Origin of the sequence: Ruegeria sp. R8_1, from assembly GCF_017743815.1 — a bacterium.
Lineage (GTDB): Bacteria > Pseudomonadota > Alphaproteobacteria > Rhodobacterales > Rhodobacteraceae > Ruegeria > Ruegeria lacuscaerulensis_A.
Genome location: NZ_JAGHRL010000002.1, coordinates 350,775 through 376,636, shown reverse-complemented (window position 1 = coordinate 376,636; position 25,862 = coordinate 350,775). Strand labels below are relative to the sequence as shown.

23 protein-coding genes are annotated in these 25,862 nt (G+C 57.9%); 7 read left to right on the top strand and 16 right to left on the bottom strand.

Annotation, left to right across the window (positions count from 1 at the left end):
* Nucleotide 1: 1 nt before the first annotated feature.
* From J7380_RS05905 to J7380_RS05890, 4 genes are all read right to left on the bottom strand, one after another.
* The gene (locus J7380_RS05905) at nt 2–880 is read right to left on the bottom strand and encodes a F0F1 ATP synthase subunit gamma (protein WP_209194909.1); all 879 of its coding nucleotides are present in this window, start codon (nt 878–880) and stop codon (nt 2–4) included.
* Between the two features lie 15 nt (nt 881–895).
* On the bottom strand, nt 896–2,434 hold the full coding sequence (atpA, locus tag J7380_RS05900) for a F0F1 ATP synthase subunit alpha (protein WP_209194908.1): 1,539 nt from the start codon (nt 2,432–2,434) through the stop codon (nt 896–898).
* The gene (locus J7380_RS05895; protein WP_209194907.1) at nt 2,435–2,995 is read right to left on the bottom strand and encodes a F0F1 ATP synthase subunit delta; all 561 of its coding nucleotides are present in this window, start codon (nt 2,993–2,995) and stop codon (nt 2,435–2,437) included. It abuts the gene before it with no gap.
* Between the two features lie 312 nt (nt 2,996–3,307).
* Nucleotides 3,308–4,042 carry a class I SAM-dependent methyltransferase gene (locus J7380_RS05890; RefSeq protein ID WP_209194906.1) on the bottom strand — a complete coding sequence of 245 codons (735 nt, stop codon included), beginning with the start codon at nt 4,040–4,042 and terminating at the stop codon, nt 3,308–3,310.
* Nucleotides 4,043–4,104: 62 nt separating this feature from the next.
* Here J7380_RS05890 and gloB point away from each other — a divergent pair, with 62 nt between their 5' ends.
* Both gloB and clpA read left to right on the top strand, forming a co-directional pair.
* Nucleotides 4,105–4,872: a hydroxyacylglutathione hydrolase gene (gloB, locus tag J7380_RS05885; RefSeq protein WP_209194905.1), complete on the top strand. Its 768-nt coding sequence runs from the start codon at nt 4,105–4,107 to the stop codon at nt 4,870–4,872.
* Between the two features lie 175 nt (nt 4,873–5,047).
* Nucleotides 5,048–7,372, top strand: coding sequence for an ATP-dependent Clp protease ATP-binding subunit ClpA (gene clpA / locus J7380_RS05880; RefSeq protein ID WP_209194904.1), 2,325 nt, complete (start codon nt 5,048–5,050; stop codon nt 7,370–7,372).
* Nucleotides 7,373–8,174: 802 nt separating this feature from the next.
* On the opposite strand, the gene J7380_RS05875 is transcribed toward clpA, so the two are convergent.
* The 3 genes from J7380_RS05875 to J7380_RS05865 all read right to left on the bottom strand — a co-directional run bounded on the left by J7380_RS05875 (nt 8,175) and on the right by J7380_RS05865 (nt 11,637).
* Nucleotides 8,175–9,854 (bottom strand): peptidoglycan -binding protein, encoded by a 1,680-nt coding sequence (locus J7380_RS05875; RefSeq protein WP_209194903.1) that lies wholly within the window; start codon nt 9,852–9,854, stop codon nt 8,175–8,177.
* Nucleotides 9,855–9,857: 3 nt separating this feature from the next.
* Complete coding sequence (locus J7380_RS05870) at nt 9,858–11,036, bottom strand: biopolymer transporter ExbB (RefSeq protein ID WP_209194902.1); 1,179 nt, start codon at nt 11,034–11,036, stop codon at nt 9,858–9,860.
* A gap of 70 nt (nt 11,037–11,106) precedes the next feature.
* Nucleotides 11,107–11,637 (bottom strand): gamma-glutamylcyclotransferase, encoded by a 531-nt coding sequence (locus J7380_RS05865; protein WP_209194901.1) that lies wholly within the window; start codon nt 11,635–11,637, stop codon nt 11,107–11,109.
* Nucleotides 11,638–11,704: 67 nt separating this feature from the next.
* On the opposite strand from J7380_RS05865, the gene J7380_RS05860 reads away from it, so the two are divergent.
* Together J7380_RS05860 and J7380_RS05855 are read left to right on the top strand one after the other, a co-directional pair.
* Complete coding sequence (locus J7380_RS05860) at nt 11,705–12,706, top strand: DUF2125 domain-containing protein (RefSeq protein ID WP_209194900.1); 1,002 nt, start codon at nt 11,705–11,707, stop codon at nt 12,704–12,706.
* Nucleotides 12,707–12,811: 105 nt separating this feature from the next.
* Nucleotides 12,812–13,579, top strand: a complete 768-nt coding sequence (locus J7380_RS05855; protein WP_209194899.1) for an FkbM family methyltransferase — start codon at nt 12,812–12,814, stop codon at nt 13,577–13,579.
* Between the two features lie 7 nt (nt 13,580–13,586).
* Here J7380_RS05855 and J7380_RS05850 read toward each other — a convergent pair whose 3' ends face one another.
* From J7380_RS05850 to J7380_RS05835, 4 genes are all read right to left on the bottom strand, one after another.
* On the bottom strand, nt 13,587–14,402 hold the full coding sequence (locus J7380_RS05850) for an extensin family protein (protein WP_209194898.1): 816 nt from the start codon (nt 14,400–14,402) through the stop codon (nt 13,587–13,589).
* Entirely contained in the window at nt 14,399–15,319 is a 921-nt protein-coding gene (locus J7380_RS05845) for a prephenate/arogenate dehydrogenase family protein (protein ID WP_209194897.1), read from the bottom strand. The genes J7380_RS05850 and J7380_RS05845 overlap by 4 nt, the downstream gene beginning before the upstream one ends.
* Nucleotides 15,316–16,401, bottom strand: coding sequence for a histidinol-phosphate transaminase (gene hisC, locus J7380_RS05840; protein WP_209194896.1), 1,086 nt, complete (start codon nt 16,399–16,401; stop codon nt 15,316–15,318). The genes J7380_RS05845 and hisC overlap by 4 nt, the downstream gene beginning before the upstream one ends.
* Nucleotides 16,402–16,466: 65 nt before the next feature.
* On the bottom strand, nt 16,467–17,882 hold the full coding sequence (locus J7380_RS05835) for an aminotransferase class V-fold PLP-dependent enzyme (protein ID WP_209194895.1): 1,416 nt from the start codon (nt 17,880–17,882) through the stop codon (nt 16,467–16,469).
* Between the two features lie 103 nt (nt 17,883–17,985).
* On the opposite strand from J7380_RS05835, the gene J7380_RS05830 reads away from it, so the two are divergent.
* Nucleotides 17,986–18,447: an Lrp/AsnC family transcriptional regulator gene (locus J7380_RS05830; RefSeq protein ID WP_209195142.1), complete on the top strand. Its 462-nt coding sequence runs from the start codon at nt 17,986–17,988 to the stop codon at nt 18,445–18,447.
* 294 nt (nt 18,448–18,741) lie between these two features.
* Nucleotides 18,742–19,635: a hypothetical protein gene (locus tag J7380_RS05825; protein WP_209194894.1), complete on the top strand. Its 894-nt coding sequence runs from the start codon at nt 18,742–18,744 to the stop codon at nt 19,633–19,635.
* Nucleotides 19,636–19,723: 88 nt separating this feature from the next.
* On the opposite strand, the gene rpsD is transcribed toward J7380_RS05825, so the two are convergent.
* The 3 genes from rpsD to J7380_RS05810 all read right to left on the bottom strand — a co-directional run bounded on the left by rpsD (nt 19,724) and on the right by J7380_RS05810 (nt 23,529).
* The gene (rpsD, locus tag J7380_RS05820; RefSeq protein ID WP_170352305.1) at nt 19,724–20,344 is read right to left on the bottom strand and encodes a 30S ribosomal protein S4; all 621 of its coding nucleotides are present in this window, start codon (nt 20,342–20,344) and stop codon (nt 19,724–19,726) included.
* Nucleotides 20,345–20,563: 219 nt separating this feature from the next.
* The gene (locus J7380_RS05815) at nt 20,564–21,058 is read right to left on the bottom strand and encodes a hypothetical protein (RefSeq protein ID WP_209194893.1); all 495 of its coding nucleotides are present in this window, start codon (nt 21,056–21,058) and stop codon (nt 20,564–20,566) included.
* Between the two features lie 188 nt (nt 21,059–21,246).
* The gene (locus tag J7380_RS05810; RefSeq protein ID WP_209194892.1) at nt 21,247–23,529 is read right to left on the bottom strand and encodes an adenosylcobalamin-dependent ribonucleoside-diphosphate reductase; all 2,283 of its coding nucleotides are present in this window, start codon (nt 23,527–23,529) and stop codon (nt 21,247–21,249) included.
* Nucleotides 23,530–23,658: 129 nt separating this feature from the next.
* Here J7380_RS05810 and J7380_RS05805 point away from each other — a divergent pair, with 129 nt between their 5' ends.
* Nucleotides 23,659–24,090: a DUF1489 domain-containing protein gene (locus J7380_RS05805; RefSeq protein WP_170352278.1), complete on the top strand. Its 432-nt coding sequence runs from the start codon at nt 23,659–23,661 to the stop codon at nt 24,088–24,090.
* Here J7380_RS05805 and hisG read toward each other — a convergent pair.
* Nucleotides 24,087–24,776 (bottom strand): ATP phosphoribosyltransferase, encoded by a 690-nt coding sequence (hisG, locus tag J7380_RS05800; RefSeq protein ID WP_170352277.1) that lies wholly within the window; start codon nt 24,774–24,776, stop codon nt 24,087–24,089. The genes J7380_RS05805 and hisG overlap by 4 nt on opposite strands.
* Nucleotides 24,773–25,861 (bottom strand): ATP phosphoribosyltransferase regulatory subunit, encoded by a 1,089-nt coding sequence (locus J7380_RS05795; RefSeq protein ID WP_209194891.1) that lies wholly within the window; start codon nt 25,859–25,861, stop codon nt 24,773–24,775. The genes hisG and J7380_RS05795 overlap by 4 nt, the downstream gene beginning before the upstream one ends.
* Nucleotide 25,862: the final 1 nt, after the last annotated feature.

The window sequence follows — 25,862 nt, the reverse complement described above, 5'->3', positions numbered from 1 at the left end:
CTTACAGCGCTTCGGCGCCGGAAATAATTTCAATCAGCTCGTTGGTGATCACGGCCTGACGCGAGCGGTTGAACTGGATCGTCAGCTTGTCGATCATCTCACCCGCGTTGCGTGTCGCGTTGTCCATTGCGGACATCCGTGCACCCTGTTCAGACGCTCCGTTTTCGAGCAGAGCAGAAAAGATCGCGGTCGCAACCCCCTTGGGCAGCAGGTCGGCCAGAATGGCCTCTTCGCTGGGCTCATAGTCGAAAATGGCACCGCTGTCGTCACCTGCCGCGTCGTCCTCGAACGAGGCAGGAATGATTTGCTGTGCCGTCGGGATCTGGGTCACGACGTTGACGAACTTCGAGTAGAAGATCGTGGCAACATCGAACTCACCCCCGTCAAAGCGGGACAGGATGTCCTTGGCGATGTCCTGCGCGTTGGTGTAACCCAGACGCTTGACCTCGCTCAGGTCGACATGTCCCACGAACATGTCGCCAAAATCACGCTTGAGCGCGTCGCGGCCTTTTTTGCCAACGGTCAGAACTTTGACCGTCTTGCCCTTGCCGCGCAGCTCTTCCGCCTTTTGGCGGGCCAGCTTGGCGATGTTCGAGTTGAAGCCGCCACACAGGCCGCGTTCAGCTGTCATCACAACCAGCAGATGCACATCCTCACTGCCCGTACCACGGAGCAGCTTGGGGGCGCTGTCGCTGCCCCCGACCGACGCCGCCAGCCCCGCCATCACGGCATTGAACCGCTCGGCATAGGGGCGCGAGGCTTCGGCAGATTCCTGGGCGCGGCGCAGTTTTGCAGCCGCGACCATCTGCATGGCCTTGGTGATCTTGCGGGTCGATTTGACCGACTCGATCCTGTTTTTAAGGTCCTTAAGATTTGGCATATGCCCGCCTCTCCCTTAAGCGAAGGTTGCGGCGTATTCGTCCAGCGCAGCCTTGATCTTGTCGGAAGCCTCGCCCTTGATCTTGGGATCTTCGTCGGTGATCCACTGAAGCAGGTCGGCGTGCTTGCCGCGCAGGTGCGCCAGCAGACCGGCCTCATAGCGGCCAACGTCCGAGACTTCGATCTTGTCGAGGTAACCATTGGTACCGGCGAAGATGACGCAGACGATTTCCGCGTTGGTCAGCGGCGAGTACTGCGGCTGTTTCATCAGCTCGGTCAGGCGCGCACCACGGTTAAGCAGCTGCTGGGTCGCGGCGTCGAGGTCCGAACCGAACTGCGCAAAGGCAGCCATTTCGCGGTACTGAGCCAGTTCCAGTTTCACAGGACCAGCGACCGATTTCATCGCGTTGGTTTGGGCCGACGAGCCCACACGCGAAACCGACAGACCGGTGTTCACAGCAGGACGGATACCCTGGTAGAACAGTTCGGTTTCAAGGAAGATCTGACCATCGGTGATCGAGATCACGTTGGTCGGAATAAACGCCGAAACGTCACCACCCTGTGTTTCGATCACCGGCAGAGCGGTCAGCGAGCCTGCACCGAAATCTTCGTTCAGCTTCGCCGAACGCTCCAGCAGGCGCGAGTGGAGGTAGAAAACGTCGCCCGGATAGGCTTCACGTCCGGGCGGACGGCGCAGCAGCAGGGACATCTGACGATAGGACACGGCCTGTTTCGACAGGTCATCATAGATGATCAGCGCGTGGCGGCCATTGTCACGGAAGTATTCAGCCATCGCAGTTGCGGCATAGGGTGCCAGGAACTGCATCGGCGCCGGGTCGGACGCGGTTGCGGCCACAACGATCGAGTATTCAATCGCGCCGGACTCTTCCAGTTTCTTCACCAGCTGCGCAACGGTCGAACGCTTCTGACCAACCGCAACATAAACGCAGTACAGCTTCTTCGACTCGTCGTCGCCAGCCGCTTCGTTATAGACTTTCTGGTTCAGGATGGTGTCCAGAGCCACAGCGGTTTTACCGGTCTGACGGTCACCAATGATCAGTTCCCGCTGACCACGGCCGATCGGGATCATCGCGTCAACCGATTTCAGGCCAGTTGCCATCGGCTCGTGCACCGATTTACGCGGGATGATGCCGGGGGCTTTGACGTCTGCAACGCCACGTTTGGAGGCATTGATCGGACCTTTGCCGTCCAGCGGGTTGCCCAGACCGTCAACAACACGGCCCAGCAGCTCGTCACCGATCGGAACGTCCACGATCGAGTTGGTGCGCTTAACGGTGTCACCTTCTTTGATGTCACGGTCGGAACCAAAGATAACGACACCCACGTTGTCGCTTTCCAGGTTCAGCGCCATGCCCATGATGCCGCCGGGGAATTCGACCATCTCACCGGCTTGCACATTGTCCAGGCCGTATACACGGGCAATCCCGTCACCGACGCTCAGCACGCGGCCGATCTCGGCCACTTCTGCTTCCTGACCAAAGTTCTTGATCTGGTCCTTCAGGATTGCAGAAATCTCTGCAGCTTGGATTCCCATTTATCCGACCTCTTTCATTGCATTCTGTAGGGAGTTCAGCTTCGAACGGATCGAGCTATCGATCATCTTCGAGCCCACTTTAACGACAAGACCGCCGATGAGGCTTTCATCAACGGTCGCATTGATTGTCACGGTCTTGCCCACACGCTCGGACAGCGTTTTGGACAGTTTATCCAGTTGTGTCTTGGTCAGCGCCTTGGCCGAGGCGACATCGGCGGTCACTTCGCCACGCTCTTCGGCCAGCATGTCGCGCAGAACCTGCACCAGCTGTGGCACGACAAACAGGCGGCGTTTTTGCGCCATCAGACCCAGCGTATTGCGCAGGATGGCGTTCAGGCCCATCTTGTCAGCGATTGCGGTAATGGCGCCTTCCTGTTCGGCGCGCGAAACCAGAGGCGAAGCGATCAGGTTACGCAGTTCGGCGCTGTCGCCCAATGCTGCTGCCAGATCGTTAATTCCGGTCTCCAGACCTGCGAGGTCTTTATTCTCTTTCGCGATCTCGAAAATCGCAGTGGCATAGCGCTCGGCAATGCCTGTGGAAATCGAAGCTGGTTCGGACACGTCCACCCTTCCGATATTTGAGGCCCCGAATTCGCGTTGCGGCAGCTACCCCGGGGGCGTGAAGAAACCCCGGCCATACGGTCGGGGATCAAAATCACCGGGGATGTAGCAGAGCCGAACCCAGCTCGCAACATATTATCACGAGGGCAGCCTTATCCACAAAATGTTTGATTTCATGGGGTTACGCAGGGTGCGACCCTTTTGTCCGGTTGGAGGGGACTAAAAATGTTACGAAAGTGTAGGTTTTTGCGATTCCTGTGACCATTTTCCCGCATTTTCTTCGCTTGGCGGAGTTCAAAAAGTGGACAAAAGTTAGGCAGGCTTCAGCAAACCGTCCAACGCCTTGATCGGCCGACGAACAGGATCCTTTGTGACGCTGCCGCTTGGAGGCCGGACGTGTTTAGTTGCTTCGACCATCAAGACGCCTCCGGCCATGACCGTGGGAATCCGCTGACCCGTCTTTTCAATCAAACTACCCGACTTGAGCCAAAATCGGCGGAATGACGGCGGCAGATACAATGCTGAACAATGGCTTTCCGGTTCAAAATGATGCGCCCGAAGCTGGTTTTCCAACTGCGTCGCTGAATAAGGGCGCCCAAAGCCAAACGGCGTCCGGTCCGTCCGCGACCACAACCCCGCACGGTTGGGCACAATAAAGAACGCGCGTCCTCCGGGCCCCAGAACCCGCCAGCATTCATTTAACAGCTCGCTCGGCCGCTGCGAGGTCTCAAGCCCGTGCATCACAACCAGCTTGTCCACGTGCCCGGTCTCAATCGGCCACATCGTCTCTTCCGTCAGGACCGAGACATTGGGCATCCCTGCGGGCCACGGCATCACGCCTTGCGGTCCGGGCATCAGCCCGATCACCCGCCTGGCATCTGCCAGATAGGGGCGCAGCAAGGGTACGGCAAAGCCAAACCCGGCGACCGTCTGGCCCTTGGCTTCGGGCCATTGTTCGATCAACCGACCCCGGATCGCCGCCTGCGCCGCACGCCCCAATGTGCTGCGGTAGTAGAAATTCCTAAGATCCTGCACATCAAGATGCATTGCGGACACCCGGTCAATCGGCTTAGCTTCGGCGCAGTCTAGCAACGAAAGGGCAAAAGGCCATGCCTCTTGAGATCGTCACCATCCCATGTCTCAGCGATAACTACGCTTTTCTGGCGCATGACGCCGCAAGCGGCAACACCGCATTGATCGACGCGCCAGAGTCTGCCCCCATTCTGGCCCAGCTGGACCAGCGCGGCTGGACGCTCAGCCATGTGTTACTGACGCATCACCACTTTGACCATGTGGACGGGTTGCCGGCCATTCTGGAAAAGCACCCCGCCAAAGTCATAGGGGCCGCTGCGGACGCGCATCGTTTGCCCCCTTTGGACCAACAAGTCAGCGAAGGCGATACGTTTGAGCTGGGCGGAGAGCCTGTTCAGGTGCTGGATGTCTCGGGCCATACAGTTGGACACATCGCATTCTATATGCCGCAAAGCGCCGTTGTATTTACCGCCGACAGTTTGATGGCTTTGGGATGTGGTCGCCTGTTTGAAGGAACCGCCCCGCAGATGTGGGACTCATTATCCAAGCTGGCCGCATTGCCCGACGATACTCTGGTGTGTTCGGGTCACGAATATACGCAATCCAACGCCAAATTCGCTCTGACCGTCGACCCAGACAATGCCGCGCTGCGCGACCGCGCGGCGGATATCGACCGCGCCCGTGCCGCTGGCGAACCTACAGTGCCGTCAAGTTTGGCGCTGGAAAAGGCCACAAATCCGTTTCTGCGCGCCGCTGATCCGGCGATTCAAACGCATTTGGGGATGTCGGGCGCTGAACCCGCTGCGGTATTTGCAGAAATTCGGGCTAGAAAAGACAGGTTTTGATGCCTATTTCACCCGCTTCACGGCCACGGTCACAATAAATGTGACTGTCAAGTGAAAGAAAACCCTTGAAGCCGGGCCATGATCAACCAAACTCTAATACTATGAGGACACGGTTGGGATGGGGATCCGGCCTAAAGCCCGCGCCCCTTCCGACCCAAGACAGAGGAGCACCCGCGTGCCTTCATTCTCGAGCACATTAGAACAAGCCATTCACGCGGCCCTTGCGGCTGCGAACGAACGGCGACACGAATTCGCCACGCTAGAGCATCTGCTGCTGGCGCTGCTGGAAGAACCGGACGCGATCCGTGTTATGAAAGCCTGCAGCGTCGATCTGGATGAGCTGCGCAGCACTCTGGTCGAATTCATCGACGAAGACCTGTCCAATCTGGTTACGGATATCGACGGGTCCGAGGCTGTGCCAACGGCCGCTTTCCAACGTGTGATCCAGCGCGCCGCCATCCACGTTCAAAGCTCGGGCCGGACCGAGGTCACGGGCGCAAACGTGCTGGTTGCGATCTTTGCTGAACGCGAAAGCAACGCGGCCTATTTCCTGCAAGAACAGGACATGACACGGTATGACGCGGTGAATTTCATCGCACATGGCGTCGCCAAAGACCCGGCCTATGGGGAAAGCCGGTCGGTCTCGGGCGCGGATCAGGTCGAGGACGAAACGCAACCCTCTGCTGGCGAAGGTGAGCAGAAGGAAAGCGCACTTGGCAAATACTGCGTGGATCTGAACACCAAATCCCGTGCAGGGGATGTAGATCCGCTGATCGGTCGCGCGGATGAAGTTGAACGTTGCATTCAAGTGCTTTGCCGTCGCCGCAAGAATAACCCGCTGCTGGTGGGTGATCCGGGCGTGGGGAAAACCGCCATCGCCGAAGGTTTGGCCCATAAAATCGTCGCGGGCGAAGCGCCCGATGTGCTGTCCGAAACCACGATTTATTCGCTGGATATGGGCGCGTTGCTGGCGGGCACGCGTTATCGCGGTGATTTCGAGGAGCGACTGAAAGCAGTCGTGACCGAATTGGAAGAGCATCCTGATGCCGTGCTGTTCATTGACGAGATTCACACGGTCATCGGCGCAGGAGCCACTTCGGGCGGCGCAATGGATGCGTCGAACCTTCTGAAACCTGCCCTACAAGGCGGTAAACTGCGCACGATGGGTTCGACCACCTACAAAGAGTTCCGGCAGCATTTCGAAAAGGACCGCGCGCTTAGCCGTCGGTTCCAGAAGATCGACGTGAATGAGCCTTCGGTCGAGGACAGCGTGAAAATCCTGCGCGGCCTCAAGCCGTATTTTGAAGAACATCACGCGATCAAATACACTGCCGACGCGATCAAAACGGCGGTGGAATTGTCGGCGCGTTACATCAATGACCGCAAACTGCCTGACAAGGCGATCGACGTGATTGACGAGGCCGGTGCAGCTCAGCATTTGGTCGCGGAAAGCAAGCGTCGCAAAACCATTGGCGTGAAAGAGATTGAGGCCGTGGTCGCCAAGATCGCGCGCATCCCGCCCAAAAACGTCACCAAGGACGATGCCGAGGTTCTGAAAGACCTTGAAACCTCCTTGAAACGGGTGGTGTTCGGTCAGGACGACGCCATTGTCGCGCTGTCCAGCGCGATCAAACTGGCGCGCGCGGGCCTTCGTGAACCTGAAAAGCCCATCGGTAATTACCTGTTCGCAGGTCCGACCGGTGTGGGTAAAACCGAAGTGGCGAAACAGCTGGCAGATACGCTGGGTGTAGAACTGCTGCGTTTCGACATGTCTGAATACATGGAGAAACATGCCGTTTCTCGTCTGATCGGTGCGCCTCCGGGTTATGTCGGGTTCGATCAGGGCGGTCTTCTGACTGACGGCGTCGACCAGCATCCGCATTGCGTGCTGCTGCTGGATGAGATCGAGAAAGCGCATCCGGACGTCTTCAACATCCTGTTGCAAGTTATGGATCATGGTGAACTGACCGATCACAACGGCCGCACGGTGAACTTCCGCAACGTGGTGCTGATCATGACCTCGAACGCAGGCGCTCAGGAGCAAGCCAAGGCCGCGATCGGCTTTGGACGCGACCGTCGCGAAGGCGAAGATACCGCTGCGATTGAACGGACCTTCACACCGGAATTCCGCAACCGTCTGGACGCGGTGATTTCCTTCGCACCGCTGCCGAAAGAGGTCATCCTACAAGTGGTCGAGAAATTCGTCCTGCAGCTTGAGGCACAGTTGATGGACCGCAATGTGACCTTTGACCTGACACCCAAGGCCGCCGAATGGTTGGCGGACAAGGGGTATGACGACAAGATGGGTGCGCGCCCGCTGGGCCGCGTCATTCAGGAACACATCAAGAAGCCTCTGGCCGAAGAGCTGCTATTCGGCAAGCTGGCCAAGGGCGGCGTGGTCCGCGTTTCGGTCAAGAAAGGCGATCTGAACCTGGAAATTCTGGGCCCCGATCAGCCGCGCATACCGGGCGACAAACCACCCTTGCTCACAGCTGACTGATTGATGAGAAAACAAAAAACCCGCCCAATACGGCGGGTTTTTCATTGCACCGTTATCTCGGTTGATCCCATAGCGGAGCGAAATACGGCTTCGACCTCTTCCTGCGCGCCAAGCGATACGCTGACAAAAACGAACGGGCAAAACGTAAGCCTTCGCCGCCTTGAGAAAGGGCAGACAAAAGCGCGACGCCAATATCTCGGGCTTTTCTAATCGGTCCGGCCTGACTTGGAACGAAATACTCAAAGTCAATAAAGCGTATTCTGCGCCCGTCCCAGCACATGTCCCGAAATGCAGGGCGCCCATGCGCCAGATCCGCTGCATGCAAACGCGCAAGTGCCTGCCCGGCCGCACTGCAGGCTGCCAATTTCTCCGCCTTGGTTACAAGCGGGTCGCCGCATAAGGCGCTCAAACTATGTCCTGCGTCTTCGACTACAAAATAGCTGTCGCTTTCCAGAAGAACCGCCGGAACTGGCACTCCGCAACTGCGCAGGAAGCGATGCGATCGCCGATCCCTATCAAAAGCTTGCCCAGGCAACCCTTTCACAACCCAAAGGTGTGGACCTGAACGCTCGATCCGTTTGAGCCAAACCGCGGCCCCACAGCGCATTTCGCACCTTGTTACACGACGGTAAGGAGCGCTTAGTGCGCTATCAACAATATAGCGAAGTTCCGAAACGCCTGCTTTCACGATCCCTACCCGTTCAACCTAGGGTACATATATAGGGATGCGCGTGGCCTTTTCCATGCGACTACGCCGCTATTTTAGCGTAGGTTCAGACCGTCTCAAATCAGAGATACACAATCAGCGTTCGGTCAATTTCAGCTCGATCCGGCGGTTCTGGGCGCGGGCTTCTGGCGTGTCTGCCGGGTTTACAGGCTGAAACTCACCAAACCCGTTGGCCGCCAGGCGGTTCGGTGGGATACCCAGCGCTTCGACCATGTACAGCACGACCGACAACGCGCGGCCCTGGCTAAGTTCCCAGTTATCGCGATAACGACCTGATCCTGCCAGTGGGACGTTGTCGGTATGACCATCGACCCGGATAACCCAGTTCAGACCTTCTGGGATCTCGGCTGCCACGGTCCGCAGGATGTTGGCAACCTTTGCGACCTCAAGCTGGCCTGCGGGAGACAGGACTGCCGAACCGGTATCAAACAAAACCTCGGACGAAAACACAAAGCGGTCGCCTTCGATCCGAACACCCTCCTGATCCCCCAAAACATCCCGGAGCCGGCCGAAGAATTCCGAGCGATAGCGCTGCAAATCCTCAGCCTGAGCAGCCAGTTCTTCGTTCTGACCCGACAGCTTTTCGGCTTCGGCTTCCAACCGGACGCGCTCAGCCTCTTCCAGAAGGCGGCGGCGGCGCTCTTCCGAGGCCGCACGGGCAAGTGCAGCGTTCAGATCTTGCCCGAGCGTCTGAATGCGGATATCGGCGGCAGCGTTTCGTTCTTCGTAGTCGTCCAGCAAGGCTTGCAAACCGCCCAGCTGATTACGGAGGGCGGCCATCTGCTGATTCAGCAGCGCGGTTTGACGCTGCGCTTTTTCGGATACCGCCTGTTCTGCCGAGATCGCTTCGCGCGCGACGGCCAGCAGCGCAGCTCTTTCCTCTGCCAGCGTGCGCTGCTCCTGCGCCTCGGTCTGGGCCTGCGTGCGCGCAGCCAAGGCAGCTTCAAGCTGGGCTTCCAACTCCTCAGTATTCAACTCGCCGAACTGACGCTCCAACTCTGCTTTGGCGGCTTGCGCCGCCGCAAGAAGGGTAAGCGTATCCTCGGCCTCTTTCCTTTGCGCCTCTAGCGCAAGCGTCATGGCCGTCAGTTCCGCATCCGCATCCTGAAGCCGGTTTCGCAGGTTTTCTGCCGCTGCTGCCTCGGCCAATCGGGCGGTTTCTTCTGCGCTTAGCTGATCTTCGAGCTCGGAAATCAATGCCTCTTGCGCCGTGCCGCTTTGTTCAAGATCAGCAACAAGTGCCTCAAGCGCCTCACGGCGCGCGGCTGCCAGACGCGCGGCCTCGGCCTGTGCGTCAATTTCCGACCGGCTTTGGGCGAGGGCAAGGTTCAACGCTTCTTGTTCGGTCAACAGGGTCTCACGTTCCGACTCCAGCGACGCAATGGCCCCGCGCGCGCGCTCCTGATCTGCAAGAAGCGCAGCGACCTGATCTTCAAAATTAGTGAGACGCAACTGAGCATCAACAAGTTCGCCTTCGACTTGGGACAAGGTCGAATTCAAAGCTCCCAACCGCGCCTCAAGCCGACTGTTCTCACGCTCTTCCAAACCCAGCGCGTTGGCCAACGCGGCAACCTCGCCAGACAAGGCGGACAACTCATCTTCCTGACCCGAGATCGTTTCACGCAGAACGAATTGCACGACCATGAAAATGGTCAAGACAAAGGTCAGCACCATCAACAGTCCAGTGATCGCATCTACGAAGCCTGGCCAGACAGAGCCCTGAAACCGTTGACCTGTGCGGCGTGACAGGGCCATGGGTTATTCTCCGTCCGGAGTGGTGCGAACGGCGCCCCGTGGCAAGGTCAAAGCCTTGACCAACAGTTCAATATCTTTGCGCAGTTCGTTCATACTTTCCTGACGGCCTGCCGAGATTTCTTCGAGAATACGAAGCAACTGAACATCCATGGACCGCAGGCGCATACGGCTTTCGGCGTCGATTCCGTCGCCTGTGCCTTGCTCGCGCATGTGGTCCAACAAGGCATCCTGTCCCAGAGCAACGCGTTCCAGCGCGGCTGTGACCCCTTCGGCCTCGGACTGGCGCATGTTCATTTCACCTATCGAACTGACCAGCTGATTCAGGTTGGCGGACACCGATGCGCGGTCGGCCTCTTGCGCTTCGAAAAGATCCTGCAACGCATTCATCTGTTCTGACATTGCATCCAGAACAGGGGTAAGAACCGCCAGTTCAGCCCCACCTTCGTCACCAGAAGCGAACCCGACTCGGGTGATTGACGACAGCCACTCTTCCAACTCGCGGTAGAACCGGCTTTGCCCGTGACCTGCAAACAGTTCAAGCAGGCCGACGATCAACGATCCGGCCAAACCCAAAAGCGATGACCCAAAGGCCACGCCCATACCCTGCAGCTGCGCCTCGAGCCCGACCATAAGGCGGTTGAAGACAGCCAGCCCTTCTTCCCCTTCTTGGGGGTTTAGGCTGCGGATCGTGTCAACGATGGCCGGAACAGTTGTCGCCAGACCAAAGAAAGTGCCCAGCAGGCCCAGATAAATCAGAACATTGGTGATGTAACGCGTGATCTCGCGTTCTTCTTCAACCCGTTCTGCTACCGAATCCAGAATGGACCGGGTGGAGCTGGAGCTGATCTGAGACCGCGCCCCACGTTCCCGCAGCAACGACGCCAGAGGAGCCAAGAGCTGTGGGGTCCGGGCGTCTTCGCGTACAACGCCACCGACGAAGGCTTCGATCCAACGAACCGAGCCGATCAGCTGTGTCACCTGATAAAAACAGGCCAGTACGCCGATGCCAAATACCAGCAGGATGAACCCGTTCAGATAAGGGTTGGCGTAGAAAACAGGCAGAACATAGGGCAGCGCCATAAAAACTCCGCCACCCGCCAGCGCAATCGCAACCAACATCGTTACGATCTGACGAATGGGTTGCGAGAAATGCGGTCTCGCGCCCTGATGTGCCTGCGCCATGCGCGTGTTTCCCGGTCTTTAGCTGCTCTGAGGGTGAATCTAGCGAAAATCCGCCGGTTACGCCAAGGGTTTATGCGGTAATGTCACGCACGCGTTGCGCCAACCACTCAAGATCAGCATCGCGCAGGCCAATCTCGGCCAGATGTTCGGCAGTGTTATAGAGGTATTCGGTGTTTGGCCCCCGTCCGCCAACGGCGTGTGCGATGATTTGGGCCTGCTCTTCCAAAGGCATTCCCCCGCAATACTGCACATGATCTTTTTCGATCACGTAAGTGACTGCATTGACCGTGTCACCGGTTTCCAAATGCACATCCAGCATCTTTTCGACATAGGCGGAAGAAATCAGCTCGCGCTCTCGCAGCTCTTGTAAGGTGCGATCTTCGTGGCCTGCCTGGACCGCAAGAGCCAACCCTTTACACTGTGCGTCGTCTTGTTCATCCAGCGCCAGAACAAGGCCCGGCTCATCCTCGGTACCGCGATGGTGGATCGAACTCATGCAAAATGAGCGTGCGTAGCCGATCAAAGTCGCGCGTTCACTGCGGGCCACAGGAAAGCCGGGATTCCACAACAGCGACCCATATCCGAAAACCCACATCGTCATAACTCTGGTCCTTGCCCGTTTGCGCCTATAAACATCAAATTTGAGGTGGGAAAAAGGGCCAACTGCCATGCGCGGGCTGATACGAGTCGTCATTGTCATTACTGTGATCTGGAGTGCCTACTGGTTCGTCGCGGGCATCGGCTTGCGAAACGCGATAACGACCTGGTTCGACACGCAGCAAGATCAGGGCTGGCAAGCCGAGTTCGCCGAGGTCACAACAGCCGGATACCCGTTCAACCACGTAACACGCCTGAGCAGTCCCGCGCTTGCCGACCCGGTCAACGGCACCGCCTGGAGCGCCGATTGGATTCAATTCCAAAGCCCCGCAATCTGGCCCGGCAGACAGGTTTTGCGTTTTGCCGACACGCCGCAACGGCTGTCCTATTTTGATCAGACATCGACTATTCAAGCCGCTGATATGCAAGCTGAGCTACAGCTTCAGCCCGGTGTTGCGCTGGTCCTGGAAAAGATGGCCCTAACAGCCGGAGCATGGTCAGTCGCCGACAATTCCGAGGCCCTGGCCGGAGGCGAAACCCTGGCGCTTGTAATGGAGCAGACTGAAACGCCCGAAACCTACATGATCAGCGCTCGCATTGATGCCTTCATGCCCGGGGATGAGTTGCGCGCGCTGATGCGATCAGCCACCACATTGCCGCAGACCTTCGAAACGCTCGAGTTGGACATGCGTGCAACTTTCGACAAACCCTGGGACCGGTCCGCGCTGGAACTGAGTAGACCGCAACCCGTGAACATTGAACTCCGTCTGGCCGAGATGAAATGGGGCGCGCTGCGCTTGTTCGCTGCCGGAGAGTTGGACGTTGACCCCCAAGGCATCCCCACCGGCGAGATCGCGATAAAGGCAGAAAACTGGCGCGATATGATTGCGATGGCCAATGCAGCAGGCGCCCTGCCCGATCAGGCGGTTGATCCGGTAACCCGTGCCCTGAACTTCATGGCGGGCCTAGGCGGCAACCCCAACGCACTGGACTTGCAGCTTAATTTCCGCGACGGCTTTGTCGCGCTCGGCCCCTTGCCAATCGGGCCTGCACCGCGTTTGATTCTACGCTAACAACTTCTGCTTTAAATCTGCCCAAGGGGCGTCGAATATGGGTCTGAAAACCGCGTTGTCCAACAAACTGTCCCGCTGGGCGCTGAAAAGGTTCGAAACGCCATCTTGCGCGATCTCTGGAAAGACGATGTCCTGTTTTTCCGCCAGATGCAGGATCACTGCCTGATCTACTACCCACATGACGTGATAGGAGAACAGATCACCAAAGGCGGTGAATACGGCCGGGCGGTTGTAAGTACGCTGTCAAACTACTTGAAACAGGAAGGCGCTGCGCTGAGCGCTGGTACGGTTCTGGAAATTGGCGCCAATATCGGAACGCATACTGTCTATTTCTTCCGCGACCTTGGATGCACGCATGTCATTGCGTTGGAGCCTGATCCGAAAAACTATGACCTGCTGACGCGGAACGTAAAATTCAACAATCTGGGCGACCGCGTCACGCACCTCCAATTGGGTGCATCCAGCACCTCCGGCCAATTGCCTTTTGTTTCAAACCAAATGAATAGGGGCGGATCAAGGATTGGCGATCACTCCGATGAGGCGATAGTATTTGATATCACCACGGTTGACCGCTTGCTCGAACAGTATAGTGAACCTTTCAAAGAACTTTCCCTGATATGGATTGATGTCGAGGGGCACGAGCTTGAAGTACTGGAAGGGGCACTGAAGACGCTGGAAACCTTTCGCCCGGCAGTGTTCCTCGAATACACCCCTGCAGAGTCTTCTGCACACAACAAAAAACTACGCGATCTTCTGTTCGACCACTATGAATACGTCGTCGATTTTGGCCGCCAACCTACACCACTGACGGCACAATCGTTCGACGCAATACAGGGTCAGACGGACCTTCTGGTGTTCAACAAAAGAAAGTAGAGCTCGGTCAGCGGCAGTAAGGCCCACGCCGGTGCCGGGCCGTGTCCAGGTGGAAATGGTCACGGTGGTACCGATCCGAATTCGGACCAAGCACTGTTCCAAACGGCCCACACGCGTTGCGCCAGATTTTGGTCAACTGCTTTTTTGAAGGGTTCTTGCGCCACCCGTTCAAAACCGTCACCACCTCACCATCGGCCATCTTGAAGCCCGAGATATCAATCGCGCGCCCCTTGCCGTGTTCCGAGATTTTTGCACCCGTGCGATTGTTGCGCGTCCGGCAAGCATAGTGCGCGGCAACTTGCAGCTCGACTACGGGTCCGCGACGCCGGAACGTCGGCTTGACGGATTTGTCCACCCATTCATTCAAAGCGATTGCCGTGCCGCAATCCATCGTAGAAGGTCTGCTAAGCGCAACCCCCGATACCGACGTGACTTGCACGGCATCCTTGATCCCACAGGCTTTGATCCTACCCGGAACCTTGCCAACGGCCTTGCCCTGAATCGCTATATCTCCACAGACCGAGCCTTTGCGCAGTTTACGCTTTTTGAACAAAGCCTGTTGTTCAACCGCCTTGGGCCGCTTGTAAGGCATCAGCGATGTGTCCGGTCCAAGCGACGGCAAATCCAGTGGTCGCGCAGCGGTAGCGATAACCTGAGCGGATTCCGGACGCATGGCAGGGCGCAATCTGGTCGGCTGCGCATAGGCTAAAACAGTACTTCCTGCAGGGCGCGAAAGGGGAACCAGGGATTGATCCAAAGGCGCTGCAGGAGCCGTCGTGGCGCTGAGCGCAAGCAATCCGATCAGCAATGCCTTAAGCGTCATGAGCTTGTTTTTCCTCGCCCAAAGTCCGGCGCATCAGTATCCTGGCCAGCGTCGATAATTCCACGACGGATCGCCCGAGTACGTGTGAAATAGTCGAAAAGCTGCTCTCCATCGCCGGTTCGGATGGCGCGTTGCAGGGCGAATAACTCCTCGGTAAAACGTCCAAGGATTTCCAGCGTCGCGTCTTTGTTGGTTAGAAACACGTCGCGCCACATGGTCGGATCCGAGGCCGCGATGCGCGTGAAATCGCGAAAACCTGCGGCCGAGTACTTAATGACCTCGCTATCCGTAACGCGACGCAGATCATCAGCCACACCAACCATAGTGTAAGCGATCAGGTGCGGCGCATGAGACGTCACCGCCAACACCAAATCATGGTGATCGGCATCCATCTCATCGACATTGGCGCCCATGCCCTCCCACAAGGCGCGCAACCGCGCCACAGCGTCGGGGTCAGACCCCTTGACCGGCACCAGCAGGTTCCAACGATTGTCGAACAGTTCAGCAAAACCGGATTCGGGCCCGGAATGCTCGGTCCCGGCCAACGGGTGGGCAGGAATGAAATGCACGCCATCAGGAATATGGGGCGATACCGCCTCGATCACATGTCGTTTCACCGAGCCCACATCAGATACAGTCGCCCCCGGCTTCAGAACAGGGGCGATGTCTGCAGCAACTGCCCCCATCGCACCAACCGGCACACAAAGAACGACAAGATCGGCACCCTTGGCCGCCTCTTGCGCTGAATCGCAAACCCGGTCACACAAGCCGATCGCGCGCGCGGTGTCCCGCGTGGCCTCAGACCGGGCGTACCCCGTCACTTCGCCCGCAAGGCCCGCCCGTTTGATCGCCCAGAACATCGACGACGCAATCAGGCCCAGCCCGATCAGCGCAACGCGGTCATAGATCTGGCTCATGCCACACCCCCCTTGAACGCGGTGATCGCCGCGACAACCCGACGGCAGGCATCCTCATCGCCCACCGTGATGCGCAGCGCATTTGGCAGGTTATACCCCGCCACGCGACGCACGATGAGGCCGTTGGATTTCAGATACTCGTCACAGGCTTCGGCCTCGGCCTGATCCGCAAAACGCGCCAGAATGAAGTTGGTGCAGGACGCATCCGAAGGCACCCCGATCTTGTCCAGCTGATCCGACAACCACACCCGCAGGCGGGCGTTTTCGGCCTGACAGAAGGACAGAAACTCTTCGTCCTTCACCGCCGCCTCGGCCGCCGCCAGCGCCGTCAGCGACAGGTTGAACGGCTGGCGCACCCGGTTCAGCACGTCGATGATCGACTGCGCCGCATAGCCCCAGCCGACGCGCATCCCACCCAGACCGTACACTTTCGAGAACGTCCGGGTCATGATCACGTTGTCGAACCGATCCACGATAGACGCACCACCGTCGAAACCATCGACGAACTCGGCATAGGCCCCGTCGATCACCAACAGGCAACTGTCGGGCAACGCCTCGGCCAGCCGCACCAGCTCCGCCTCGGCGATCATGGTCGAGGTCGGATTGCCCGGATTGGTCACAAACGCGATCCGGGTCCGTTCGGTCACAGCGGCCAGAATATTGTCCACGTCCACGCGGCGATCCCGCTCCGGCACCATCACCGGCCGGGCACCGGCCATGCGGGCGATGATCGGGTACATGGAAAACCCATGCTCGGTATAGATGACCTCATCCCCCGGCCCGGCATAAGCCTGTGCGATGAATTGCAGCACTTCGTCACTGCCGACACCGCAGATGATCCGCGCCGGGTCCAGGCCGTGCCGATCCCCAATCGCCCCGCGCAAGGGCGCATGATCGGTGCTGGGATAGCGGTGCAGGGTCGCGGCACTGTCGCGCACGGCTTCGATGGCCCTGGGGCTGGGGCCGAACGGGTTTTCGTTTGAGCTCAGCTTGATCACATGCTCAACCCCGGCAACATGCGACTGACCGCCCTGATAAAGCGCGATGTCCATAATGCCGGGTTGAGGGGTGATCTTCGTCATGAAAGGCTCCATTGATTGGAGCCTCTCATACCTGTCTCAACGCGTTGAGAAAAGCGGCAATTCCGTCACGCCGCTTTGAAGCGGGCCGTCGCCGGGTCGGCGCTGTAGAACGGGGCAAACTCTGACGTGCGCCGCGACAGATCATTGACGCTGTCGATGATGAAGCGAACCGTGTCCTCGCTCATCAAATACGAGAAATTCAGACGTACCCAGCCAGGCTTTTTCATCTCTTCCCCGGCAGACAGCGCCGCGTGTAGCTCATCCGACGTCGACTGATCGATTCCCAAAAGACGGTGCGCATACGGCCCAGCACACGCGCAGCCACCACGCGCTTGTATTCCATAGATATCACTCAACATCCGCGTGAAGAGTTGCTGGTGCACCGGATTCCCCGCGTTATCTCGCACCAGGAATGAATAGATAGGCAACCGGTGCGCGTCTTCGGAACCCAGAAGCGTCAGATTAGGATTATTCCTCCAACCCGCGATCGCCATACGGTTATAGCGCGCCTCGCGCTCGGCGATCTCATCCTCTCCAACCGCGTCCTTGACAATAAAGGACAAAGCCGCGCGGATATCACCAATGACGTTCGGCGTTCCGGCCTCCTCACGTGTTGCAAGATCGGTGCTGTAGTCATGCCGCCATGGCGAGACAAAGCTGACAGTCCCACCGCCCGGCCAACTTGGGCTGCGGCGCGTCACCATATTCTGGTTAACAACCAACACACCCGAGGCCCCCGGCCCGCCCGGAAACTTGTGCGGAGAGACCACAATTGCATCCTTGCACGTCTCGCCCTGCCCCATGCTCATCGGCAGATAGGGTCCGCCTCCGGCATAGTCCCAAACGGCAAGCGCGCCATGCGCTTTGAGAATCCGTGTCACCGGATCAGGGTCGGTGATAATGCCTGTTACATTGGAGGCGGCCGAAAACGACCCGATGATCAGATCCGACGCGGCATGGTCGTACAGAATACGCTCTAATACTTCCAGATCGACACCACCGCCGGGCGCTTCGGGAATTTCAATCACCCGTGCCTTGCTTTCGCGCCATGGCAGGATGTTCGAGTGATGCTCGTACGGTCCCAACAACACAACCGGCCGGTCTGCCTCGTTCACTCCCATCAGGCTGACCAGCCGGTTGAGGCCCGCGGTGGCGCCGGATCCGGTAAAGATCACCGCATCCTCTTCCTTGGCACCAACGATACGGGCAATCTCGGCCCGCGCCTCGCGGCGCAGGCGGGTCATGTAAGACCCACAATAGGAGGCTTCTGTGTGACTGTTGGCATAAAACGGCAACACATGCTCGGCCACAAAGTCCTCGACTTGCCGCAATGCGCGGCCCGACGCGACATAATCCGCATACACAAGCGGCACGTCCCCGTTCAGACCCGGGATCATAACGTTCTCACCAATCAATCCGCCTCGCAGGGTCGAGATGCAGTTGGCGGATTGGATGGTCGAGCGGAAATGGGACAGGGTCATAGATCAGGCTCCTTAGTTGTGCCATCAATATGATTGGTACTTTATCAACAAACTTCACATATTTTTGGATTGTTCCACCTGATATTGTGTCATATGATCAAAGATAATGAGAAATTTAGATCGTATTGATCAAGGTATTCTACGCGAACTGCAGAAACACGCCACGCTGTCCCAGCGAGAGCTGGCCGATCGCGTCGGGCTGTCCCAAAACGCGTGTTGGCGGCGCTTGAAAGCGTTGAACGAAAGCGGTGTCATCATTGGCTCGACAGCACGGGTCGCCCGAGAAAAACTGGGCCTAAGCCTTGTGGTGTTTGTTATGTTGCGCACCCGGCATCATTCAGCAGACTGGCTGCAAGCATTTCGCAGTCACGTACTTACAATTCCTGAAGTTGTAGATTTTCATCGCATCGGAGGGGACTACGACTATCAGCTGAAAGTCGTAACACAAGATATGGCGTCCTACGACAAGGTCTATCAGCGCCTGATCGAAAAGGTCGAGCTGGACAGTGTCACGTCCTATTTCGCTATGGAAGCGATTGCCGAGGGACGGCCGTTACCGATCTAAGGCAGCGGGCTATTTCGCTGTAAAAGGGCGAATTTCACGGCAGATTCGACGCATTAAATGCAGTCAAATTAAGTAAAAAACCCACTTTTTTGAGAATGTCACAAACTCGTGTATGATACCGGTGTTTCAGGACCAAAAGATAGAAGCGAGAATTCGCACTGGGAATTGGGGGCGATTTCCTAAAGGCTAGAACCTCTTGGGCGTATGCCGCGCGTAGGTGGACAGTAAGGCTGTTTGGCTTTTTGTCCTTTGTCTCTGCGCGAGGACTTGTATTGGTTAAATGTGGAGGGGGCCATGCCCAGAAAGAGCAATCCAAATTCTATGGCGACGATCATGTCGTCCACCAAGACCCGGACAATCGACTTTGAAAGTGATGACAACGGCCCGTTAATGGCTGGTGATACCGGAGATCAATTTGTTTTTGCCGATTTCACAGTGACGGGTGTTTCAAACTCTCCGTCAGGGATTTCAAACGAAGCCATGATTTTTGACAGCGCCAATCCAACTGGTGAAGACACTGATTTGGCGACAGTCTCTCAGGGGAATCTTCTGATCGTTTCCGAAGACGGGGATTCCTCGGATCCTGACGACGAAGCAGGCGGCGGAACGCTGACGTTTGATTTCAACACACCTGTGAACCTGACCAGTATTGCATTGGTCGATGCGTTCGAAGGTGGTGCGGAATTCGAAGCCTTTGATAGCGAGGGGAACTCGCTTGGGGTCATCGTCATTGCAGCCGAAGGCGACGGCTCTGACGGGAAAGTCGGCACTGTTGATCTTAGCCAATTCGAAGATGTATCGCAGCTTGTGGTCACTTTTGACGAAAGCGGTGCCGTCGACGACCTGATGTATGAGATCGAACAGTGTATTACTGTCGACAAGGACATCTCTAACATTGTCCTTTACCTCGATTGCGAGGACGAGGTCATCAAGTTCAAGATCGACGATTTTGGCGATGGTGTTAACGAAATCACTGTCGCAGAGCTGGAGCAATATCTCGACAAGACCGACTTTGGCGATTGCGACATACTCGGCCTTACAATCAAGGCCGGTAACAACGGGGGCGAGTTCGGGCCAGGTGAAGGTGAATACATCGACGTAATTACCGATGACACTTTTGACACCGGCACGTCTGCCAAAGCAGACGTCGAAGTATCCGCTGCCGATTTCTTCATGCACATCGTTTGATAGCGGACACGGTCTGAACAAGAATAGTGTAGGAAACAAAAAAGGCCGCGGAGATCGCGGCCTTTTCTATTAACTGTATCGGCGAAGATTAGTTCTTCGCGTAGAATTCGACGACCAGGTTCGGTTCCATCATGACCGGGTAAGGCACATCGCTCAGACCCGGGGCGCGCACGAAGGTCGCGGTCATTTTCGAGTGGTCGGCGTCGATGTAGTCAGGCACATCACGCTCGGCCAGTGCAACAGCTTCCAGAACAACAGCCAGTTGTTTGGACTTGTCGCGAACTTCGATAACGTCGCCTTCTTTGACGCGGTAGCTGGGGATGTTGACCCGCTTGCCGTTCACTTTGACGTGGCCGTGGTTCACGAACTGACGTGCGGCAAACACGGTCGGCACGAATTTGGCGCGATATACAACGGCGTCCAGACGGCGCTCGAGCAGGCCGATCAGGTTTTCACCGGTGTCGCCCTTAACACGCTCGGCTTCGGCGTAGATGCGACGGAACTGCTTCTCGGTCAGGTCGCCGTAGTAGCCCTTCAGTTTCTGCTTGGCGCGCAGCTGCAGACCGAAGTCCGACAATTTGCCCTTCCGGCGCTGGCCGTGCTGGCCGGGGCCGTATTCACGACGGTTAACCGGGGATTTCGGACGACCCCAGATGTTTTCGCCCATCCGGCGGTCGATTTTGTGCTTGGCAGACGTGCGTTTCGTCACGGCTGATCTCCTTCTTTGTGGTCGAAGGCGTTCCCTCGCTAAGGGAGCAGACGCCTACTATGAAGGGCGTTGTCCTCTTGAGGTTTCCCCCATGACAGGCATCCCCTTGCGGGGGCCACCAACACCAATGAAGCCGCGCTTATATCCCCAGATCAGGCAGAGTCAACACGTGGAGCATGAGAAGATGCGATTTTTCGGACGCAAAAACTGCGATGTCGCTCAATCCATTGCCTGAGCAGCATTAACCGCTGGCAAACGCGGGACTGGGTGAATGTCAGAAGCCATGTTGGGTCGCGTCGGAAATGCAATGACGGTATCCGCTGTACTCGTGGCATGATCATTGGAAACCCTGATCTCGATCACCTCGTCGACCCAGAATTCTTGTTCACGGGTAGGCAATCCGTTTTCGAACACAAGAACCGGATCGCCCAGGGTGCCGGCGCTGTGCAATAAAGCTGAATACTGTTGCGCACCATTTGTCAGAACAATTACGCCTAACGCGTCACCATCCAGCTCTTGTTCAGAGATAAAGTGATCCGGCAGCCGAGAACTCAAGTCCTTCGCCGTGTCTGTGGAATCTTCCACGCAGAGAATACGCCCCCGCCAGGACCACACTGCCCCTACAGCCATGAACGACAAAGGCGCCCCTTCAAGACCATCCAATTCTGTTTGCGCCCACGAAATGGCCACACGACCGCTTTGTCCGGTTCTCATCTTTACCGCCTGCACTTAGAAACAAATCACTGCTCACGTGTACGTTCTTATCAGCCATAAATCGGGCAGAAAAGAGACGTTAATGTAACGTTCATAAAGTTGTTGCTATTGAGAATCATAATTTCAGGGCCAGCGAGAAACTATCCCACCGGCAAACCCTGAATTGTCATCGCTTTCTAATCTAGTTCTTATCCGCACTTAGAGTGGCCGCAACTGCGGCAGGTCATGCAGCCTTCGATCATTGCCATGTCGAACTGCCCGCAGGACGGGCACGCTTTGCCACGCGGAGCATCCATATTGACGACCTGCGCCTGCGGATCTGATTTCAGCCCCATGCCCTCGCCCTCGAGAAAGCCGATATTGATCAGGTGCTGTTCGATCACGCCGCCAATCGCCGCCAGGATCGAGGGAATGTATTTCCCCTGCACCCAAGCCCCGCCGCGCGGGTCGAACACGGCCTTCAGTTCTTCGACAACAAAAGACACATCCCCACCGCGCCGGAACACCGCCGAGATCATACGGGTCAGCGCCAGTGTCCAGGCGTAGTGCTCCATGTTCTTCGAGTTGATGAACACCTCGAACGGACGGCGACGGCCACCAATGACGATATCGTTGATGGTCAAGTAAATTGCGTGCTCGCTATCGGGCCACTTCAGTTTATAGGTCGATCCCTCCAGCGATTGCGGGCGATCCAGTGGTTCGGACATGTAGACAACCTCGCCGCCATCCACCTGATGCGGGGCATCGGCGCTTTCGCCGGGGGCTTTGTCGGCGCTTTCGGACACTGTCAGGACCGAGCCGGTCACGTCATTCGGACGGTAGGTCGTGCACCCTTTGCAGCCCTGATCCCAGGCCTGCATATAGACGTCTTTAAAGGCGTCAAAGCTGATGTCCTCAGGGCAGTTGATGGTCTTCGAGATCGAGCTGTCGATCCATTTCTGCGCCGCCGCCTGCATCTTGACGTGGTCCGACGGGGAAAGCGTCTGCGCGTTCACAAAATAATCGGGCAAGGCGACATCGCCGAATTTGTCGCGCCACATCTGCACGGCATAATCTACTACTTCTTCCTCGGTGCGCGAGCCGTCCTTCTGCAACACCTTGCGCGTGTAGGCGTAGGCAAAGACCGGTTCGATCCCCGAAGACACGTTTCCTGCATAAAGCGAAATCGTCCCAGTCGGCGCGATCGAGGTCAGCAGCGCGTTGCGAATACCGTGTTCACGAATGGCATCGCGTACATCGTCATCCATCTGCTGCATGGTGCCACTGGCCAGATATTTCTCGGCGTCAAACAGTGGGAACGCGCCCTTCTCCTTCGCCAAATCGACCGAGGCCAGATAGGCGGCGCGGGCGATCGCATGCAACCAGCGCTCGGTCTGACGCGCCGCTTCGTCGGACCCATAGCGCAAACCCAGCATCAAAAGCGCATCCGCCAGCCCGGTCACTCCCAAGCCGATGCGGCGCTTGTCCTGCGCTTCGGCTTCCTGCTCGGCCAGCGGGAATTTCGACGCGTCTACTACGTTGTCCATCATGCGCACAGCGGTCGCGACCAACTCTTGCAAGGCGGCCTCATTCAGGCGCGCCGCATCATCGAACGGATCTGTTACCAGCCGCGCCAAATTGATCGAGCCCAGAAGGCACGCGCCATAAGGCGGCAAAGGCTGCTCGCCGCAGGGGTTGGTCGCGGCGATGGTTTCCACATAGCTCAGGTTGTTGGCCTTATTGATGCGGTCGATGAAGATCACACCCGGCTCAGCGTAATCATAGGTGGCTTGCATGATCTTGTTCCACAGATCACGCGCCTGAACGGTATGATAGACCTTGCCGTCGAACTGCAATTCCCACGGGCCATCGGCCTTGACGGCCTCCATGAACGGGTCCGTGACCAGAACCGACATGTTGAACATGCGCAGGCGCGCGGGGTCAGATTTCGCGGTGATGAACTGTTCAATATCGGGATGATCACACCGCATGGTCGCCATCATGGCCCCGCGGCGCGAGCCTGCGGACATGATCGTGCGGCACATCGCGTCCCAAACATCCATGAAGGAAAGCGGGCCAGAAGCATCCGCCGCCACGCCCTTAACATCGGCCCCACGTGGACGGATGGTTGAGAAATCATACCCGATGCCGCCGCCCTGCTGCATGGTCAGCGCGGCTTCTTTCAGCATGTCAAAGATACCGCCCATGCTGTCGGGCACGGTGCCCATGACGAAACAGTTGAACAGAGTCACCTGACGCGCCGTACCTGCGCCTGCGGTGATGCGGCCAGCGGGCAGATATTTGAAATCTTCCAGGGCCTCATAAAATTTATCTTCCCAATGGGCTGCGTCATCCTCGACCCGCGCCAGATCGCGGGCGATGCGCCGCCAGCTGTCCTCGACCGTCTGGTCGATGGGCGTGCCATCCGCTTCTTTAAAGCGGTATTTCATGTCCCAGATCTGCTCGGCGATGGGGGCGGCAAAGCGGCTCATTGGTGATTCCCTGTTTTGAAAGAGGTATCCAGATTACCGCAATTCACATCCAAACCACAACACCTTGATGACGCCGCATAGCGAGCTACAATATGAGGGTGGGCCTTGGGACGACTCTGTGGGAAAGCTGTGGATAAGTACGTAAACCTCATCAAACTGTCCGTCGGATCGGAAAGCGTCGACACGCTGATGGCGTGGCAGGACAGTCGCAGACCGCTTTACGAGGACGGCTGCCCGCGCCATGTCACCCGTATGTGGCCCAAGCGCGAGGCCGAGATTCTGAACGGCGGATCAATCTATTGGGTGATCAAGGGCGTAATCCAATGCCGTCAGCGCATCCTGCGACTGGACGAAGTACGCGGCGAGGACGGCATCCGCCGTTGCGCCATCGTGCTGGACCCGCAGGTCTATCGCACCCAGACGGCGCTCAAACGCCCATTCCAGGGCTGGCGCTATCTCAAACCCGAGGACACCCCCGCCGACCTGCCGGAAGGGCGGGAACAGGACGATGCCTTGCCCGACGATCTGAACCGTGCGCTGGCCGAGATAGGCGTGCTTTAGCGCAAGCGATCCAGCAATGCGTTCAGCGTGGCCTTTGTCTCGGGGTCACATTTCGCCACCCGGCTGCGCCACAGGGTCGCCTGCGACTGCAGGATCATCCCGTCGGTCAGGATTTTCAGGTGGTTCGCCCGCAGCGTTTCCCCGGTGGATGTGATGTCGGCAATCGCCTCGGCGGTCTCGTTCATCACCGTGCCCTCAGTCGCACCCTGGCTGTCGACCAGAGTGTAATCGGCCACCCCCGCATCGGTCAGGAACTCGCGCACCAGCCGGTGATATTTCGTGGCAATCCGCAACCGGTGGCCGTGGGTCTTGCGAAACGCCGCTGCCGCCGCGTCCAGATCATCCAGCGTGTCTACATCAACCCAGCAAGCAGGTGTCGCGATGATCAGGTCGGCCTTGCCGAACCCAAGCTGCGAGATCTCCTCAACCTGTTGTTCCCAGCGGGGCAGTTTCTCGTGCACCAGATCAATGCCGGTGACACCCAGATGAATGCGCCCGGCGGCCAGTTCGCGCGGGATTTCCCCAGCAGACAGCAGGATCAGAGAGACCCCGTCGATGCCCTCGACCTTGCCCGCATATTCCCGATCCGATCCGCTGCGCGACAGGGTGATGCCGCGCTTTTCGAACCAACCAAAGGTCTTGTCCATCAACCGGCCCTTCGAGGGCACGCCCAGTTTCAGGCTCATTGCGCGTCCTCCTCGATCTCCAGCATCAGGTCGGGGCGGATGACACCGCCCACGGCCGGAATTTCGGCCCCGTTCCCCAACTGCCGCGTCAGCGCATCATAGCGCCCACCAGTGGCGATAGGGGGCAGGTCGGGGCGGCCCTCGGCATAGAAGCCAAAGACAAACCCGTCATAATACTCCATCGAGGTACGGCCATAGGCGGCCTCGAAATCCAGACGTTCCACATCCACGCCACGGGCTTGCAGCGAGGCGATCCGCGCCTCAAGCCGGTCCAGCGCCGGAGTGATCTGCGGCAGGTCCACCGCCACGTCGCGCAGCTGTTCCAACGCAAAGGGCATGGTCTCACGCACGTTCAGCAGGGTTTCCAGCCCAACCAGTTCGTTGTCCGAAATGGGCGGTGTGTCGCGATCTTCACGCAGGGCGGCGATCCGAGCCTCGATCTCGGACGCGCGGCGCTTGCCGATCATTGGGATGTCCGTATCCAGCGGATTTTCCGCATCCAACAGGCTGTCGCGCCCTTCAGGGCCCGGTTTACGCCCGGCATAGCGGTCCAGCAGCACCCGGAATCGACGAGGCCGCCACAAGTGCCGCATCAGCGCCGCCTTGCGCCGGTCAGTGGTCTTAAGGCCCTCAACGGCAGCGGTCAGAATGCCGATATCTCCAGTCGCAGCCCGCAAAGGCAGCCCCCGCAATTGCAACGCGAACAGCGAAAACACTTCGGCATCCGCGCCTGCGGGTTCGTTGCGGTCGAACACCTCGTACCCGACCTGAATATATTCATTCGAGCGGTCCGGGTCATGCTCCTGACGTCGGAACACCTCGCCGGAATAGGTATAGCGCGCGGGTTCGGCCCCGTCGCTCATATGCATCTGCACCACGGGCAGAGTGAAATCCGGGCGCAGCATCTGTTCGCCCCGCAGCGCGTCTGATGTCACATAGGCACGCGCACGGATATCCTCACCATAAAGGTCAAGCAACGTGTCGGCCGGTTGCAGCAACGGAGGGTCCACGACCTGCGCGCCTGCGGCCTCGAACCTCACGCGCATCATCGCGGCGCGGGCTTGTATCTGGGAACGGTTGGGCATG

Bases quoted from the DNA above. Each gene is read 5' to 3' on its own strand.
- J7380_RS05815 (WP_209194893.1), bottom strand. From the start codon at position 21,058: ATGAGAACCGGACAAAGCGGTCGTGTGGCCATTTCGTGGGCGCAAACA.
- J7380_RS05860 (WP_209194900.1), top strand. From the start codon at position 11,705: ATGCGCGGGCTGATACGAGTCGTCATTGTCATTACTGTGATCTGGAGT.
- J7380_RS05890 (WP_209194906.1), bottom strand. From the start codon at position 4,042: ATGCATCTTGATGTGCAGGATCTTAGGAATTTCTACTACCGCAGCACA.
- J7380_RS05905 (WP_209194909.1), bottom strand. From the start codon at position 880: ATGCCAAATCTTAAGGACCTTAAAAACAGGATCGAGTCGGTCAAATCG.
- gloB (WP_209194905.1), top strand. From the start codon at position 4,105: ATGCCTCTTGAGATCGTCACCATCCCATGTCTCAGCGATAACTACGCT.
- J7380_RS05850 (WP_209194898.1), bottom strand. From the start codon at position 14,402: ATGACGCTTAAGGCATTGCTGATCGGATTGCTTGCGCTCAGCGCCACG.
- J7380_RS05825 (WP_209194894.1), top strand. From the start codon at position 18,742: ATGCCCAGAAAGAGCAATCCAAATTCTATGGCGACGATCATGTCGTCC.
- J7380_RS05845 (WP_209194897.1), bottom strand. From the start codon at position 15,319: ATGAGCCAGATCTATGACCGCGTTGCGCTGATCGGGCTGGGCCTGATT.
- J7380_RS05795 (WP_209194891.1), bottom strand. From the start codon at position 25,861: ATGCCCAACCGTTCCCAGATACAAGCCCGCGCCGCGATGATGCGCGTG.
- J7380_RS05875 (WP_209194903.1), bottom strand. From the start codon at position 9,854: ATGGCCCTGTCACGCCGCACAGGTCAACGGTTTCAGGGCTCTGTCTGG.
- J7380_RS05835 (WP_209194895.1), bottom strand. From the start codon at position 17,882: ATGACCCTGTCCCATTTCCGCTCGACCATCCAATCCGCCAACTGCATC.
- J7380_RS05810 (WP_209194892.1), bottom strand. From the start codon at position 23,529: ATGAGCCGCTTTGCCGCCCCCATCGCCGAGCAGATCTGGGACATGAAA.
- J7380_RS05870 (WP_209194902.1), bottom strand. From the start codon at position 11,036: ATGGCGCAGGCACATCAGGGCGCGAGACCGCATTTCTCGCAACCCATT.
- hisC (WP_209194896.1), bottom strand. From the start codon at position 16,401: ATGACGAAGATCACCCCTCAACCCGGCATTATGGACATCGCGCTTTAT.
- hisG (WP_170352277.1), bottom strand. From the start codon at position 24,776: ATGAGCCTGAAACTGGGCGTGCCCTCGAAGGGCCGGTTGATGGACAAG.
- J7380_RS05865 (WP_209194901.1), bottom strand. From the start codon at position 11,637: ATGACGATGTGGGTTTTCGGATATGGGTCGCTGTTGTGGAATCCCGGC.
- atpA (WP_209194908.1), bottom strand. From the start codon at position 2,434: ATGGGAATCCAAGCTGCAGAGATTTCTGCAATCCTGAAGGACCAGATC.